14 protein-coding genes are annotated in these 17,355 nt (G+C 48.9%); 9 read left to right on the top strand and 5 right to left on the bottom strand.

Features of this window, described 5'->3' with window-relative positions:
• Positions 1 to 221 precede the first annotated feature (221 nt).
• Positions 222 to 1,997 carry a bifunctional isocitrate dehydrogenase kinase/phosphatase gene (gene aceK, locus CKV66_RS02820; RefSeq protein WP_085363313.1) on the top strand — a complete coding sequence of 592 codons (1,776 nt, stop codon included), beginning with the start codon at positions 222 to 224 and terminating at the stop codon, positions 1,995 to 1,997.
• Positions 1,998 to 2,146: 149 nt separating this feature from the next.
• Here aceK and CKV66_RS02815 read toward each other — a convergent pair whose 3' ends face one another.
• Together CKV66_RS02815 and CKV66_RS02810 are read right to left on the bottom strand one after the other, a co-directional pair.
• Positions 2,147 to 2,587 (bottom strand): hypothetical protein, encoded by a 441-nt coding sequence (locus tag CKV66_RS02815; RefSeq protein ID WP_085363312.1) that lies wholly within the window; start codon positions 2,585 to 2,587, stop codon positions 2,147 to 2,149.
• 12 nt (positions 2,588 to 2,599) lie between these two features.
• A complete protein-coding gene (locus tag CKV66_RS02810; protein ID WP_085363311.1) occupies positions 2,600 to 3,400 on the bottom strand; it encodes an NUDIX domain-containing protein in 801 nt (266 codons plus the stop codon).
• Positions 3,401 to 3,551: 151 nt separating this feature from the next.
• Between CKV66_RS02810 and CKV66_RS02805 the strand changes: the two genes are divergently transcribed.
• Positions 3,552 to 4,169 carry a hypothetical protein gene (locus CKV66_RS02805; protein ID WP_095197828.1) on the top strand — a complete coding sequence of 206 codons (618 nt, stop codon included), beginning with the start codon at positions 3,552 to 3,554 and terminating at the stop codon, positions 4,167 to 4,169.
• Between the two features lie 72 nt (positions 4,170 to 4,241).
• Here the strand turns inward: CKV66_RS02805 and CKV66_RS02800 are convergent, their stop codons facing one another.
• Entirely contained in the window at positions 4,242 to 6,710 is a 2,469-nt protein-coding gene (locus CKV66_RS02800) for a penicillin-binding protein 1A (RefSeq protein WP_085363309.1), read from the bottom strand.
• Positions 6,711 to 6,860: 150 nt separating this feature from the next.
• Here CKV66_RS02800 and pilM point away from each other — a divergent pair, with 150 nt between their 5' ends.
• The 7 genes from pilM to aroB all read left to right on the top strand — a co-directional run bounded on the left by pilM (position 6,861) and on the right by aroB (position 13,867).
• Positions 6,861 to 7,958, top strand: a complete 1,098-nt coding sequence (gene pilM / locus CKV66_RS02795; protein WP_085363308.1) for a type IV pilus assembly protein PilM — start codon at positions 6,861 to 6,863, stop codon at positions 7,956 to 7,958.
• Between the two features lies 1 nt (position 7,959).
• The gene (locus tag CKV66_RS02790; protein ID WP_085363307.1) at positions 7,960 to 8,577 is read left to right on the top strand and encodes a PilN domain-containing protein; all 618 of its coding nucleotides are present in this window, start codon (positions 7,960 to 7,962) and stop codon (positions 8,575 to 8,577) included.
• Between the two features lies 1 nt (position 8,578).
• A complete protein-coding gene (locus tag CKV66_RS02785) occupies positions 8,579 to 9,223 on the top strand; it encodes a type IV pilus inner membrane component PilO (protein ID WP_085363306.1) in 645 nt (214 codons plus the stop codon).
• Positions 9,224 to 9,240: 17 nt separating this feature from the next.
• Positions 9,241 to 9,774: a pilus assembly protein PilP gene (locus CKV66_RS02780; RefSeq protein ID WP_085363305.1), complete on the top strand. Its 534-nt coding sequence runs from the start codon at positions 9,241 to 9,243 to the stop codon at positions 9,772 to 9,774.
• Positions 9,775 to 9,786: 12 nt separating this feature from the next.
• A complete protein-coding gene (gene pilQ, locus CKV66_RS02775; protein ID WP_085363304.1) occupies positions 9,787 to 11,943 on the top strand; it encodes a type IV pilus secretin PilQ in 2,157 nt (718 codons plus the stop codon).
• A gap of 57 nt (positions 11,944 to 12,000) precedes the next feature.
• Positions 12,001 to 12,546, top strand: coding sequence for a shikimate kinase (locus tag CKV66_RS02770; protein WP_085363303.1), 546 nt, complete (start codon positions 12,001 to 12,003; stop codon positions 12,544 to 12,546).
• Between the two features lie 241 nt (positions 12,547 to 12,787).
• Entirely contained in the window at positions 12,788 to 13,867 is a 1,080-nt protein-coding gene (gene aroB / locus CKV66_RS02765) for a 3-dehydroquinate synthase (RefSeq protein WP_085363302.1), read from the top strand.
• Between the two features lie 407 nt (positions 13,868 to 14,274).
• Here aroB and acnB read toward each other — a convergent pair whose 3' ends face one another.
• The gene (gene acnB, locus CKV66_RS02760) at positions 14,275 to 16,860 is read right to left on the bottom strand and encodes a bifunctional aconitate hydratase 2/2-methylisocitrate dehydratase (protein WP_085363301.1); all 2,586 of its coding nucleotides are present in this window, start codon (positions 16,858 to 16,860) and stop codon (positions 14,275 to 14,277) included.
• A 176-nt stretch (positions 16,861 to 17,036) separates the two neighbouring features.
• A complete protein-coding gene (locus tag CKV66_RS02755; protein WP_085357727.1) occupies positions 17,037 to 17,348 on the bottom strand; it encodes a hypothetical protein in 312 nt (103 codons plus the stop codon).
• Positions 17,349 to 17,355: the final 7 nt, after the last annotated feature.

Here is a 17,355-nt window from a genome sequence, read left to right as displayed (position 1 = left end):
CCAAACCGAAACATTGAAGGCCGTCTGAATGATTTTCAGACGGCCTCGAATATTTTGAAACCCCACTTCCCGACACGCTCCGTAAAAATCTCTCTAAACCCACCGCTTTTCACAACCCTCACTTGCCAAACCGCACAAAACCCCCTAAGGTTACATCGGATAACATATAAACAAAAAAGGCCGTCTGAAACAACGCCGGCCGTCAACACAAAGGAAAAATAATGTCCCGACAACTTACCCAAAACCTTGGGCGCGCGGTGGCCGAAACCATGCTGGCCGGCTTCAACAAGCACTACCGGCTCTACCGCGAAGTTACCGCCCGCGCCAAAGAACTGTTCGAGCAGCGCAACTGGCGCGGTATTCAAGATTTGGTGGCCGAACGCATCCAAATGTACGACCAGCGCGTGCGCGAAGCGGTAGAGTCGCTCAACCGCGAACATGCAGCCACGGCTTTGAACGACGAAGTATGGGCGGCAGCCAAAACCGAATACATCGCCCTACTGGTCAACCACAAACAGCCCGAACTTGCCGAAACTTTTTTCAATTCGGTTTCCACCAAACTCTTGGCCAAAGAGTATTACAACAATCAGTTTATCTTTGTAAAACCTTCCACCAGCACCGAATATATCGATTCCGACCCGCCCACTTTCTGCTCGTTTTACCCCAGCAAACAAGGGCTACGCGGCTGCCTGCGCGATATTCTGCACCACTTCGGCTGGAACGTGCCGTTTGCCCATCTCGGCAAAGACATCAGCAACATTCTGCGCGCGGCACGCAAACACTTCCAAGCCGAATGGCCGCCGCAAGAAATGAACCTGCATGTGCGCGTGCTGCATTCGCCGTTTTACCGCAACAAAGCCGCCTACATTTTCGGCCAAATTATCAACGGCGGCGTGCGCCATCCCTTTGCCTTGGCCGTGCTGCACGACGAATCAGGCCGTCTGAAAGTCGATGCCGCCCTGTTTGAAGCCCAACAGATTGCCGTGCTGTTTTCATTTGCCCGCGCCTATTTTTTGGTGGACATGCCCGTGCCCAGCGGCTACATCCATTTCCTGCGCGACATGCTGCCGATGCGTTCGCAAGGCGACCTCTACACCATGGTCGGGCTGCACAAGCAGGGCAAAAACATCTGGTGGCGCGAATTTGCCCAACACCTCGAATACTCGCACGACAAATTCATTCTCGCGCCCGGCATCAAAGGGCTGGTGATGAGCGTGTTTACCCTGCCCTCGTTTCCCTATGTGTTTAAAGTAATTAAAGACACCTTCGGCCCGAACAAAGATTTCGACCAAGAATATGTGCGCCAAAAATACCTGCTGGTGAAAAAACACGACCGCGTCGGCCGCATGGCGGATACGCTCGAGTTCGCCAACGTCGCCCTGCCCAAATCGCGCTGCGACGAAGAGTTTTTAGAAGAAATGCGCACGCTCGCACCGAGCCAGTTTGAAGAAAACGACGACTGGGTGATCATCAAACACGTTTATGTCGAATACCGCTTAAAACCGCTCAACCTGTTTATGCAGAAAGCCAAGCCTGCCGACAAAGCCGCTGCCGTTATCGACTACGGCTACGCGCTCAAAGAGCTGGCCTCCGCCAACATCTTCCCCGGCGACATGCTGTATAAAAACTTCGGCATGACCCGTTTCGGCCGCGTGATTTTTTACGACTACGACGAAATCGAATACATGACCGACTGCAATTTCCGCAACATCCCGCCCGCCCCCAACCCCGAATACGAAATGTCGGGCGAAGTGTGGTACCCCGTCAACAAAGGCGACGTATTCCCCGAAGAGTTCGGCCCGTTCCTGCTCGGCGAACCCGATGTGCGGCAAGTATTTTTGCAGCACCATAAAGACTTGCTCACCGCCGAATTTTGGCAGGCTAAAAAAGACCGCCTCCAACAAGGCCAATACGACGACTTCTTCCCCTACCCCCAATCGGTGCGCTTTACACCTGAAAAAACCGCCGCAGGGCTGGTTGATGATGCCGATGCTTAAAGCGTGATTCCCGCAACCATAAAACACCGAGGCCGTCTGAAAGCCATGTTTTCAGACGGCCTCGATATACTTTAAATATCTACGCCCAAGCAAACTCTCTTTTTTTCCACCTTATTTACAGCAAATCATTCAACACAATCCCGCCACCCTCACTCCGCCGTAAAGGCCGTCTGAAAAACATCGCCGTCGATGTGGATATCCGCCAAATAATCATGGCGGTTTTGCACGCATACGGGCAGGCGGATTTGGTTTGCCGCCCATGTGCCGTCGGCTTGGCGAACCAGTTTGTAGCGGTTAAAGCCCATGTCCATGCCGCTCATCGAAAAGCTCACAAATACTTCCTGAACCTGCGGCGGCACGTTGTTCACGCGGATATCAAACGGCTGCTTGGCATGCACCCGGTCGCTGAATTTGACAACGGCACCGTTCGGCAGTGTACAGCCTGTATGCACATTACAGACAGCCTGCGGGATGGCCGTAATATCGGGCTGTTTGCTCTGCCACCACAGCAAAGCCGCCACTTTCACCGCTGCAAATCCGAGCAGCAAAACGGCAATGGTTATTTTTTGACGACGGGTTAAACTAGACATTTTCAGACGGCCTCAAGCCCATTCGGTTTCTTCATCAATCAATACGGCGTGTGCGCCGCGCTCAAGCCATTGTCGGCCGCATTGCTTCACACGCTCTTCATCTGCCAGCACCACCAGCGGCATGCCCACTCCGTCGACCAGCACCGCCGACAATGCGGCGGCAGAATCATCATTCTGCACGCGCCACACCACTACATCGGCATCCTGAACCAACGGCCATTGCTGCGGCTGCGAAATCACTACCCAAACGCTGTCGGCCTGCGGCATCTTGCCTCGACGACGCAAGGTTTCTTCATCAATCAACACCTGTTTGTGCTGCTGCTCGGCCAATTCAAACGGCACAACACGGTATTCGCCCATGCTGTTTTCGCCGTAAAAACCTGTTTTCAGACGGCCTTTCAATTCGGTAGGTACGGCCAATGCCGCCAGCAACGGGCCGTTGGCGGGCAGCATGGGCGATACGTCGAAATCTCCCGCACGCTGCCACGACCACGCCTGCCCTTCGCGCGATTCGGGTTCGCCCGACCATTCGTCGGCCTCTACGCGGAAAAAACGCAAATGCACCCGCGCGTGTTCGTAATCGTGGATTTTGGTCAGCCACGGGCGCGCGCTCCGGATACGGATGCCCAACTCTTCTTCAAACTCGCGCTGCAAGGCATGAAATTCGGTTTCGTCCGCCTCTACCTTACCGCCGGCAAACTCCCAATAGCCGGCATAAGGCTTGCCTTCGGGTCGGGAACTCAGCAAATAACGTCCTTGCCGGTCAAGCACCACACCGGCCACTACTTTGACCAAAGGTCGGGATGAATCCATACGTCGTACACCACAAAATGAAACGTAAGGCGCAATATACCGAAACCTCCGCCCGCCGTCATCCGTTGCCACGCAAGGGCGACCGGCCTGCGGCTTGTGTTTTCCTATCTGCAATGTTATTTTTGGCTACCTTTTTTCGAGTATTACCGCCATGCGTTTTCCGTCTAAATTGCTGATTCTATGTGCGTGTTTGAGTGCATTTGCCTTAAACGGCTGCAATCAAAGCGACGCTCATACACCCATTCCTGCCCAATCCGCTCAAGCGGAAGCCGAGATCGTTCAAGGTAATTTTTTGGAGAACGCCGAAGCATTGCAGGCTGCTGAAACCGCGTTGAAAAACCTGCCTCAATTTCGCGGCAAAGACCTGATGTTTTTTGAAAACATCGATTTTTTCAGCGGAGTCCGCCCGCGCATTGAGTTAGACATACAAGACCCCAACCGCCCCGGAAAAATCGACCATTATCTCTACGAACACGGAAAATGGCGCTACACCGACACTATGCGCATCACGCCCGAAGTCAACATTCCCGCCAACCTAAGCCCGCTTGCTATGGTGCGGTTTGCCGACGCCGCCACGATTGCCGCCAAATGGGCTGAAAAAGCGCGCTCGGTTAATGCGGTGATTACCGAGCCTTATTACGTTTCGTTCGTCTTGTTGGAAAAACAACAAAAACGCTTCTGGCACACCGCCACGCTTGAGGCCGTGGGCAAGCAGTATTATCTGAGCTTCCATCTAAACGGCACCGTCTGGGAATTTAAAAAGCTCTGAGTTTCCGAGCTATCAACACAAAGGCCGTCTGAAAATATTTTCAGACGGCCTTTCATCATACATCAAGCAAAATCAGAACAGCGAATCAAGCTGTGAAGGCGAACCTGCCGGAGCCAACGGTTCGGGACGGGCGTTATTACCGCTGTTGCCGCTTCCCGCCGCATTACCGCTGCCGCCTCTGTCGCTGCGTCCGTTGAGCGGTTCAACTGGTTGCTCAATCGGCGCATACTCGGAAGGATCGGCTTTCTGTGCCGCAGGTCTGGCGGCTTGCCCTACTTCGGGATCGCGTTCCTCATTACGCACCGGACGGCTTGAACGGTTGTCCAGCGGCAGATCGGCATTGGTGGTTTGCTGTTCTTTGAGGAAATAATCGTTGCCTTTGGTCACCAAGCCTTCAGGCGCTTTCATGCCTTTTACCGGCACGCCTTTCAACGCGAAACGCATGTATTCCACCCATACCGGCAAGGCAATCGTACCACCGTAGCCGGCTCGACCCATGCTGCGCGGTTTGTCGTAACCGATATATACCGCGGTAACAATATCAGGGTTAAAGCCTACGAACCATGCGTCTTTATTGTCGTTAGTAGTACCGGTTTTACCGGCAATGTCCGAACGGCCCAAGGCTCTCGCACGGGTGGCCGTACCCGCACGCACCACATCCTGCATCATCTTATACATAATGAAAGCGTTACGCGGATCAATCGCTTGAGGTGCGTTCTCACCCGCCACCAAAGGCTGCATTTGAGCGCGCAAGCGGCCTTGTCCGTCATAAATACGGTCAATCACATAAGAAGACACTTTGTAGCCGCCGTTGGCAAATACGGTATAACCTTCCGCCATTTTCATCGGCGTCGTTTCACCCGTACCCAAAGCCATGGAGAGTCCGGCCGGAATTTCAGACGGCTTAAAGCCGAAACGCTGAATGTATTCCTGCGCATAATCGACTTTAATCGCCATCAAAATACGGATAGACACCATATTTTTAGAAGCCGTCAGCGCTTGGCGCATCGTGATAAAACCTGCATAGCGGCCGTCTGAATTTTTCGGGTTCCAAGCAGCACCATTACGGCCTTGTCCCGGCAGAGAAATCGGCGCATCGTTCAGCGGAGTCGTCATCGTCATACCTTTAGCCAAACCTGCGGAATACACAAACGGTTTGAACGACGAACCGGGCTGGCGCAACGCCTGCGTGGCACGATTAAATGTTTTGCTGTGGAAGTCGTAACCACCTACCAACGCACGAACCGCACCGGTTTTCGCATCCAACGCCACCAAAGCACCTTGCAACAAAGGCTGCTGAGCGACAGACCAACGTTTGCCGTTTTTCTTCACACGAATCACAGCACCACGGCGAATCTGAGCATCTTCCATTTTTTTGTTATTTACCGATCTCGCAGCAAAACCAAGTTCGGCAGTGCTCAACGTTGCGCGGTTACCACTGGCAAACTGAATCTCAACACCTTTTTTGGATGTATTCAACACGACCGCCGGAATCATACCGTCAACCGTATAAAGCGTTGAAAGATATTGGCCTACCGTTTCATCCACATTATCGGTTTGGCTTAAGTCAAGATAATGCTCCGCACCTCGATAGCTGCTGCCTTGGTCAAAGTTACGCAAAGCTTTACGCAACGCTTCCGTCGCCACACGCTGATGCGCCGTGCTTACCGTGGTATAAACCTTAAAGCCTTGCGTATAGGCTTCTTCACCGTACTTTTCATACAGTTCCTGACGTACCATCTCGGCAACATATAAAGCGCTTTGATCAATTTTTTGAACATGACGCTCAAAGTGTAAATCTTCAGCCAAAGCTTTTTCGCGCTCTTCTGCTGTAATCATCTTCTCGTCAACCATATTGTTCAGAATATATTTCTGACGCAATTTGGCGCGCTCGGGATTCACAATCGGATTAAAAGTCGAAGGCGCTTTGGGCAAACCGGCCAAAATCGTAGCCTCTGCAAGCGTCAGATCTTTAACGTCTTTATTAAAGTAAATCTTAGACGCGGCAGCAAAACCATAAGCACGCTGACCAAGATAAATCTGATTGAAATAAAGTTCCAAAATCTGATCTTTGGTCAGCGACTTCTCAATTTTATAAGCCAGCAGTGCCTCGTTGAATTTACGGGTCAAAGTACGTTCGTTGCTCAAATAAAAATTACGCGCAACCTGCTGCGTAATCGTACTCGCACCGGATTGCACGCCGCCGGTCATATTACCGATAGCCGCGCGCATCACGCCGATCACATCCACGCCCCAATGGTCATAAAACCGCTTGTCTTCTGCGGCCAGCACAGCATCTTTTAATACTTTGGGGAAATCACTGATTTTGGTAAACGAGCGCCGTTCCTCTCCATACACACCGATAACCTCACCGTCTGAAGAATAAACCGTCAGCGGCATTTTCGGCTGGTAGTGCTGCACAGCTTCCAAAGAAGGCAGCTTCGGGTATGTAATCAGAATAGCGATTGCAACCAAACCTACCACAAAGAGTAATAAACCTAAAACCAAACCAATACAGGTCGTTATAATTTTTTTAATCATGACTAATTAATAAAGTTGCCATTAAAAGCATTAAATAAAGTAAAATAGCTAAAGATTTCATCAACACACAGTTATTTTTTGTGTCAACCATGAAGAAATCCGTTACGGATAAAAACTGTTACTCTTCTCAAAAGCACAAGGCGTTACATTATGCGATTAACAAAAAAGCAAAACAATACAAATAGTAAAACGTCATCCAATCTTACCCACCGTTCCGCTGTCGGCATCGATATCGGGCAACATGCCATTAAGATGGTACAACTGTCAGGCCGTAGTTTAAACCAAATTCAATTGGAAAAATACGTTATTACCAAACTGCCTAAAAATATTGTTAAAGGCAACAAAATTCAAGATTACGATCAACTTGTTACATATCTGCAACATTCTTATACACAGCTCAACAGCTCGTCAAAGAATTTCGTCGCAGCTCTGCCGCAAAGCTTGGTAACCATCGAAACAGTTGTCTATAACGAAAAAGATTCGGATCTAGACTTGGACGGCTTTGCCGAGTTTGAAGTTTCACAAATCGCACCGATTGAAGAGATGAATTTTGATTACCATCCGATCGGCACTTCAGTCGTCCCGGCCGGCACCAAGGTACTCCTTACCGCAGCCAAAAAAGATGACGTTGAACCGCGCATCGAAGCCTTCAACAATGCAGACATGCCCTTATCGGCACTAGACATTGATTTGTTTGCACAAAACAACGCCTTCTCTTTTTGGATCAATCAACATGCACCGGAATTAGAGCATGAAAAAATTGCCATTTTCGGCATTCATGCTACTCAAATGTATGCTGTGATTACGCAAAACGGCCAGATTCTCTACAAACAGGAAACTGCTGTTAGCACCGAACAGCTCAACCAGCTCATTCAACGTACCTATCAGGTTACCGAAGAAAAAGCTGCGCAAATGATGAATGCAACCACCAAACCTTCCGATTACCAATCGGCAGTAGCAGACCGTTTCAACATTCAGGTTGCCCAAGAAATTCAGCGTGTATTGCAATTTTACTACACCACCCAGCCCAGCGACCAATATTCCAACGTCAAACACATTTTATTGACTGGTACGGCGGCGCAGCAACCCGGATTGGCTGAAACTATTTTCTCACATACCAATACGGCCACCGAGTGCATTCATCCGATTTTATATGCAAGCAACAGCAGTAAAGTCGACATATCACAACTACAAATAGACGCATCAACATTAACTCTTGCCTTCGGTTTGGCATTAAGGGGGCTTTAATATGATTGAACTAACCAAAATCAATCTCCTTCCCTATCGTGAAGAGATTCAGCAAAAACAAAAGCAAAACTTCAAATCTCTGATGTTGCTCGCATTACTGACCGGTATCGGCCTTTCGGCATTGGCTTATTTCGGCATTAACCGCGCCATCAGCAGCCAAGAAGAAAGAAACAGCTATCTTTCCGAAGAAATTACCAAGCTTGATCAAAATCTGCTTGAGATCAATAAGCTGAAGAAAGAAAAAGAAGAATTCTTGGCTAGAAAACAAAAAGTTGAAGAGCTCCAAGAGAAACGATTCCAAGCTGCGCAAATTATCGATACTTTAAACGTGTTGATTCCGGAAGGTACTTACCTGACCGCCATTACCGCTGAGAATGCAACTACATACAACATCAGCGGCAAAGCAACCAGCGACAACAAGATTGCTATGTTTATGCGATCCATACCCAGCACAGGCATCTTTATGCAGCCGGAATTGGTCAATATTAAAAAAGTGGATAATGCACAAGAATTCACCCTAAAAGTGCTCTTGAATCAGTCTTATTACACATTACCGGATGCTTCTGCTCCTGCCGTTCAAAGCAATAACAGCACAGAATCCGGCGCAGAAGGGAAATAACATGGCAGCAAAAACACTTAAAAATATTGATACCAAAACCCTGCATTTATTAAGTATGCCGGCCAAACTGGTATTGGCATGTTTGGTAGTAATAGGTGTTTTAGTCATCAGCTATTTGGCTCTTTTCAGCAATCAGTTGGAAACATTAGATAATGCCGTTGCAAAAGAAGCCGAGTTAAAACAAACCTATACTCAAAAAAGCATTGAAGCTGCCAACCTCGATAACTTGAAAGAGGAATTAGCGGCCATCCGCTCTTCATTCAATGTATTGCTTAAACAGCTTCCTACCGATGCAGAAATCCCTAATCTGGTTCAAGAACTGCATCAAGCCGGTGCAACCAATGGTTTGCGTATGGATAGTGTTGTTCCGCAAGCACCTGTAAACGACGGCCCCATCCAAGCGCTACCTTATGAGATTGCAATTACAGGCAAATACAACCAAATCAGTCAATTTGCCCGTGATGTCGGCAAACTTTCCCGCATCATTACTTTGGAATCCTTGAAAATAAGCAGCGCCAAAGACGATAAAAGCAATTTACTGACACTTAGCGCTACCGCCAACACTTACAAAGCCCGTCCGGCTGAAGAAGTGGCCGCAGAATTAGAAGCCGCCAAAGCTGCAAGCGAAGCACAGGCTTCCCAATAACCCCTGAGAGCAACATTATGAAAAAAACACTACTACTCGCAGGCATATTGGCTGCTTCCGCCTGCACATCGTCTCATGATGACTTAAGCCAATGGATGAAAGAAACACGGCAACAGGCCAAATCAAAAATTATTCCTTTTGAAGCACCTGCTGCCATTCAGGCCAAAACTTATACAACACCCAATTTTAACGGGCTTAACGCTTTTGACAGCAAACGGCTGATTGCCATGCAGCAGGGAGCAAATGCACCTAACAACAACAGACCTAAAGAAATTCTCGAAAGCTTCAGTTTAGAGAATCTCAAATATGTCGGCAGCCTGACTAAAGGCAAACAAACTTCGGGCTATATCGAAGCCAATGGACATGTTTATACCGTACTCCCCGGCAACTATATCGGCCAAAACCACGGACGTATCCAATCTATCATTGCGGATAAGATTTTAATTACCGAATTAGTCGAAGACAGCAATGGAAATTGGACATACCGTAAAGCAGAACTATTATTGAGCAGCTCAGACAATAACCGTGACGCCGCTCAAAACAACAATTAAGGGGCATTAGTTATGAACTCACGCAACATTACAAAGATTTTTTCAGCCATCACCATCGGCTTTGCCGTTCAGACGGCCTGCGCAGGCAATATTACTGATATCAACGTATCCTCTCTGCCTGACAATCAAAAAATTATCAAAATCAAATTCGATAAAGACGTTACCGCTCCTCGCGGCTTTGTAACCAGCACTCCTGCGCGTATTGCACTGGACTTCGCCGGCACCTCCATCCAACTGCCGCAACCGGTTTTGGAATATGCAGATCCTTTATTGAATCAAATTACTGCGGCGCAAAACGATAATCGTGCACGCATTTTATTGGGTTTGAATAAAGCCAGCCAATACAACACCGAAATCAAAGGTGATGAGGTTTGGGTGTATATCAGTGAAGCCATTAATAAAACGAGCAACATGCCGCAACAAAGCGTGTCCACTCCTGCCGCAATCAAATCAGCACCGGCAAAAAGCGAGCAGATTGCCGTTTCTGCCAATATTGATTTCCGCAAAGGCTCTCGAAATTCAGGCATTGTGGAATTGAACGCCCCTTCCTTTACCGGTGAACCTGAAATCAAAAAACAAAGCGATAGAATCACCATTACTCTGAAAAACTACCCGCTTCCTACCCAAGCGCAACGTAGTTTAGATGTGGCCGACTTCAATACGCCCGTTCGCAACGTAACCATCAAACGTATTGGCAACAACACCCAGCTCATTATCCGTAACCAAGGCAGCTGGGATGTACAAACACAAGGTGCTCACGGACGCTATAGCTTTGAAGTAGTTAGAAAAGCCAATATTTCCGCTCAAGGCCTGGCAAACACACCGCAAAAATCATTTAACGGACGCAAAATTTCTTTGGATTTCCAAGATGTGGAAGTACGAACCATTCTGCAAATCCTGGCAAAAGAGTCCGGCATGAACATCGTTGCCAGCGACACGGTAAACGGCAAAATGACCCTGTCGCTCAAAGACGTTCCTTGGGATCAAGCACTCGACTTGGTCATGCAAGCCCGCAACCTTGATATGCGCCGCCAAGGCAATATCATCAACGTTGCTCCACGTGAAGAGTTATTGGCCAAAGACAAAGCTACCCTGCAAGCTCAGAAAGAAATTGATGACTTGGGTCCCTTGCTGTCTCAAACTTTCCAGCTCAAATATAAAAATGTGGAAGAATTCCGCAAAATCTTGCGCCTTGATGAGAGTGGTAGCAACAACGACCGCAACAGCATGTTGAGCGGAAGAGGCAGTGCGCTGATTGATCCTGCTACCAACACACTGATTATTACGGACAACCGCCACGTCATTCAAAAATTCCAAAAATTGATTGACGAATTGGATGTGCCAACCCGCCAAGTGATGGTGGAAGCCCGTATTGTAGAAGCCAATGATGATTTTTCTCGTGATATCGGCGTGAAGTTTGGTGCTACTGGTGTGAAGGGAGCGAGCAGCTGGGGTTCTGATTGGACAAATGCGGTAAACAACTACGGCACAGAAGTGAACAACCGCCGTACCATTGCCAATGCCATCTTAAGCGGGTCTAACACCCTTCCTTCCACAACTCCGCTCCAAATGAACCCGAATATCAGCTTGCCGATTACTTCTGCGACAACCAGCATCGCATTGGTTCGTGCGATTTCGTCGGGTGCTTTGGGCTTGGAATTGACCGCGATGCAAGAGCAAAGCAGAGGTAAAATCATTTCCAACCCGCGCGTGTTAACCCAAGACCGCAAAGAAGCCATGATTGAATCAGGCTCTGAAATCCCTTACGAAGAGGCTACATCAAGCGGCGCCACTTCTATTACGTTCAAAAAGGCTGTGTTGGGTTTAACTGTTACGCCTAATATCACGCCGGACGGGCAAGTCATCATGACGGTGAAAATCAACAAAGACAGCCCAACCGACTGTATATCCGGCGGCGTGACGACCAAATGTATTACCACCAAACAACTCCAAACCCAAGCCATGGTTGAAGATGGAGGTACACTCATTGTCGGTGGTATTTACGAAGAAGAAAACGGCAATACAGTGAGCAAAGTGCCCCTGCTGGGTGACATTCCGGTGGTAGGCAATCTGTTCAAATCACGTACCCGCAAAGAACGTCGTCGCGAACTGCTGATTTTCATTACTCCGCGCATTATGGATAATGTAGGCAGCAACTTACGCTACTAAGGCCGTCTGAAATCACACAAACGAAATAAACACCTAATACGTATATTTTCGTTTACAATGCCTGCTATGGAAAACATAGCAGGCAATTTATTTTTAATCGGCCTAATGGGCGCGGGAAAAACCACTTTGGGCAAGCATATCGCCCAAGTGCTTGAGCATTCTTTCTATGATAGTGACCAAGAAATTTGCAGGCGTACCGGTGTGTCTATCCCTACTATTTTCGAAGTAGAGGGAGAACAAGGGTTTCGCGACAGAGAAGCAGCTATCATTGATGAATTAACGGCCATGAACAATATTGTTTTGGCCACCGGCGGCGGTGCTGTTATCCGTGAAGAAAACCGGCACAATCTGCGAACCCGCGGCACAGTCGTTTATTTACACGCCTCCCCGGAAGTATTGCTTGAGCGTACCCGCTACGACAATAACCGCCCCCTGCTCCAAGTTGAAAACCCTTTGGCCAAGCTTCAAGAACTTTATCAAACCCGTGACGGCATTTATCGCGAGACCGCCCACATTATTGTCGAAGCCAACCGCCCAAATTGTTACAAAACGGCAGAACATTTATTGGCTCTGTTGAAAGAACGGCAAACAGCCCATGACTGACTTACGCACCCAGTAGCAAAAAAATTCGATATGAGGCCAATGGATTAATCATTGCGTAAAACATCAGCCGACATACCATAGATTGTGCTTTTACCAGCCGATTACATTGCCGCGTATCAATTAAAGTTTCACCGCATACTGAGGCCGTCTGAAAATCTCTTGCATTATTTTTCAGACGGCCTCAAACCTTAAGGGAATATCAACCTGTGGCTTTAACCACATTAATGAATGAAACCATACTATGCGTACACTTACCGTAGCCGCCCCATCTCATCAATATCCTATCTTCATTGGTGAAAACCTTTTAGCTCAAGCAGGCTCCATCTTAAAGCCCTATCTCGGCAAAAAGGCTGCCATCATTACCAATGAAACCATTGCTCCCTTATATTTGAATACGCTTCAGACGGCCTTAGCTTCCGAAGGCATTGAGTGTTTCAATATCGTATTGCCCGACGGAGAGCAATATAAAAACTGGCAAACGCTCAATCTGATTTTCGACGGCCTGATGCAACACCGGGCCGAACGGAAAACCACACTTATCGCACTCGGCGGCGGCGTCATCGGCGATATCGTCGGCTTTGCTGCCGCAACCTACCAGCGGGGTGCACCTTTTATTCAAATCCCAACCACTCTGCTCAGCCAAGTCGATTCATCGGTAGGCGGCAAAACCGCTATCAACCACCCGCTCGGCAAAAACATGATTGGTGCGTTTTATCAGCCGCAAGCCGTGCTGGCCGATCTAAACACCCTCGCCACCCTACCCGCTCGCGAATTATCTGCCGGCATGGCCGAAGTTATCAAATATGCCGCTCTCGGCGACAGCGATTTCTTAGCATGGCTGGAAAAAAACATAACGAAATTGATGCAGCAAAACAAAACCCTACTGGCAGAAGCCGTTTACCACTGCTGCAAAATGAAAGCCGAGATTGTGGCAAAAGACGAAACCGAACAAGGTATCCGCGCATGGTTGAATTTAGGCCACACATTCGGACATGCCATCGAAGCCGAAATGGGTTACGGCGTATGGCTGCATGGCGAAGCCGTGGCCGCCGGCATGGTATTGGCCTGCCGTTTGTCAGAAGTCTTAGGCCATCTGAAAACACATGACACCGAGCGCATGGTGAAGCTGATCAAGCAAGCCGATCTGCCGGTAACTCCGCCACAATTCGCTTTTGAAAAATGGATAAGCCATATGCAGCACGATAAAAAAGTCAGCAGCGGTATCATGCGCTTTATCGGCCTCAAACGCTTAGGCGAAGCCAACATTACGAAAATTACCGATATGGAGATTTTGAAGCAAACTCTGGCTCCTTATCTGTAAACATTCATTTTCAAGATGCGGCTTGGGGAGCTTTGCAGAATCAGTCGCAACTGTGAAACATGCTCGCCTAAGCCAAACCGTAGCGGCAGAGTATCGTTCGAAGAATATTTTGCGAAACTTGCTCTGCTCGCTTTGGCGAAGCTCACAAATTCGCTTTCAGACGGCCTCAAGTTGTAAAGCTTGCCTTGGGCTTTATCTGAAGCACTTTAAAAGCCTCGTTTGATGTTTCAATCACTGCATCAGCCCGTAAAAATCAACACATAAAAATCCCCGATGTTAGTTACCGTATTGGCAAAGAACATCGGGGATTTTTATATTTTCAGTCCTTCAATAAACCTCATCAAAATGCCATTAAAAAACGGCCTTGAACATTCAAGGCCGTCTGAAAAACTACAACATTCTAGCGGTTACACGTTTACTTTGTCGGCTACTTCGTTGTAGCTTTCGATTTCATTGAAGTTCATGTAACGATAGATTTGGTCGCCCTGCTCGTTGATGATACCGATGTTGGCTTGGTATTCCTCAACAGTCGGGATTTTACCCAGTTTAGAACAGATTGCTGCCAATTCAGCCGAACCCAAATACACGTTGGTGTTTTTACCCAATCGGTTCGGGAAGTTACGGGTTGAAGTCGACATTACGGTTGCACCTTCGCGTACTTGTGCTTGGTTACCCATACACAACGAGCAACCGGGCATCTCCATACGCGCACCGGCACGACCCAATACACCGTAGTGGCCTTCGTTGGTCAACTCTTGGGCATCCATCTTGGTCGGCGGAGCTACCCACAAACGCACGGGAATATCGCTCTTGCCTTCCAACAGTTTGGAAGCTGCGCGGAAGTGGCCGATGTTGGTCATACAAGAACCGATAAACACTTCGTCGATCACAGTGCCTGATTTTTCAGACATGAAGCATACGTCGTCCGGATCGTTCGGGCAGGCGATGATCGGCTCTTTGATGTCGTCCATATTGATTTCGATAACGGCAGCGTATTCGGCATCTTTATCGGCTTCCATCAATTGCGGATTAGCCAACCAAGCTTCCATGGCTTTGATGCGGCGCTCCAAAGTGCGCGGATCTTTATAGCCGTCTGCAATCATGTTCTTCATCAATACGATGTTGGACTTCATGTATTCGATGATCGGCTCTTCGTTCAATTTAACGGTACAGCCCGCAGCAGAACGCTCGGCAGAAGCGTCAGACAATTCAAACGCTTGCTCAACTTTCAGATCAGGCAGACCTTCGATTTCCAAGATGCGGCCTGAGAAGATGTTTTTCTTACCGGCTTTGGCTACGGTCAGCAAACCTTGTTTGATGGCGTACAACGGAATGGCGTTTACCAAATCGCGCAGGGTTACGCCCGGTTGCAGTTTGCCGCTGAAGCGTACCAATACAGACTCAGGCATATCCAAAGGCATTACGCCGGTTGCCGCGGCAAATGCTACCAAGCCCGAACCTGCCGGGAATGAAATACCCAATGGGAAACGGGTGTGCGAGTCACCACCGGTGCCGACAGTATCAGGCAGCAACAAACGGTTCAGCCATGAGTGGATCACGCCGTCGCCCGGACGCAAAGCCACGCCGCCACGGGTAGAGATGAACTCAGGCAGTTCTTTATGGGTTTTCACGTCAACCGGTTTCGGATAAGCCGCGGTATGACAGAAAGACTGCATTACCAAGTCGGCAGAGAAGCCCAAGCAAGCCAAGTCTTTCAGCTCGTCGCGGGTCATCGGGCCGGTGGTATCTTGAGAGCCGACGGTGGTCATGCGCGGTTCGCAATAAGTACCCGGACGCACGCCTTGACCTTCAGGCAAGCCGCAGGCACGGCCGACCATTTTTTGAGCCAAAGTGAAACCTGCTTTGCTTTCGGCAGGCGCTTGCGGCAAGCGGAATTCGGTAGATGCGGGCAAGCCTAAAGCTTCGCGGGCTTTGGCGGTCAGGCCGCGACCGATAATCAGGTTGATACGGCCGCCGGCTTGTACTTCGTCGAGCAATACTTGTGATTTCAATTGGAATTCGGCAACGGTTTCGCCGTTTTTCACAATCTTGCCTTCGTAAGGCAGGATATCGACTACATCGCCCATTTTCAGTTGCGATACGTCAACCTCAATCGGCAATGCGCCCGAGTCTTCTTGAGTGTTGAAGAAAATCGGCGCGATTTTGCCGCCTAAGCATACGCCGCCGTAGCGTTTGTTCGGCACGAAAGGAATGTCCAAACCGGTGTGCCAGATTACAGAGTTGGTGGCGGATTTACGTGAAGAACCGGTACCTACTACGTCGCCTACATAAGCAACGGGATGGCCTTTGGCCTTCAATTCTTCCAACAGTTTGATGGGGCCGACTTCGCCGGGTTTGTCGGGATTGATGCCGTCGCGCGGGTTTTTCAGCATCGCCAAAGCGTGCAGCGGGATGTCGGGGCGGCTCCATGCGTCGGGCGCGGGGGAAAGGTCGTCGGTATTGGTTTCGCCGTCTACTTTAAATACGGTAACGGTGATTTTTTCGGGCACTTTTTCGCGCGAAGTGAACCATTCGGCATTGGCCCAAGATTCCAATACGGCTTTGGCGTGTTCGTTGCCTTTTTGGACTTTTTCTTCCACGTCGTGGAAAGAGTCGAACATCAGCAGGGTGTGTTTCAAGCCTTCGGCGGCAATGGGAGCCAGTTTGTCGTTATCGAGAAGCTCAATCAGCGGATGGATGTTGTAGCCGCCGAGCATGGTGCCCAAAAGTTCGGTTGCATATTCGGGAGACACCAGCGGGCTGGTTACGCTGCCTTCGGCAACGGCGGCAAGGAAAGATGCTTTCACTTTGGAGGCATCGTCCACACCGGGCGGTACGCGGTTGGCAAGCAGGTCTACCAGAAACTCACCTTCGCCTGCGGGCGGATTTTTCAGCAATTCGACCAAATCGGCGGTTTGCTGTGCTGTGAGCGGGAGGGCGGGAATGCCCAGAGCTTCGCGCTCTGCGGCGGCTTTGCGATAGGCTTCTAACATCTCAATGGTTCCTTTTAGTGGTTTTTTCTTCTGAATAGCTGCATCTGTAATATGCAGTAGTTTGTTAATCATAAACTAAATTTGTGTAAATAGGAACTTTCTTTTAATGTGTTTTTGATGTGTACAGGCCGTCTGAAAGCGATGATTCAGACGGCCTGCCGACGGGGTTGGAAGGATTATTTTTCAGCCTGGTTCGGAAGTTCTTTTTTGGGTTTGCGGACTGCGAAAATCGACCACAGCAAAAGGATGTTTAATTGCAGCAAAACGATAACGGCGGCTATTTTAGCCAAGTCGGCCAAAGCCCAAGTACCGACTATCGGCCGATAAATCAGTGCCTGATGGTCGCGAAAAATCAAATAGGCCGTTAAAAACCATAAAGTCCAGGTAAAGGCAAAGATGAGTATGCTTTTGGTGCTGATAACGGGGTTGGGATTGCGTGCTTTGTGTATAACCAATAGTTCGCGTAAGTCTTGTATTTGTTCAGACATTTAACGT

This window comes from Neisseria zoodegmatis, assembly GCF_900187305.1.
GTDB classification, from domain to species: domain Bacteria; phylum Pseudomonadota; class Gammaproteobacteria; order Burkholderiales; family Neisseriaceae; genus Neisseria; species Neisseria zoodegmatis.
The sequence above is the reverse complement of the archived record's forward strand: the minus strand, read 5'-3'. Positions and strand labels throughout refer to the sequence as shown.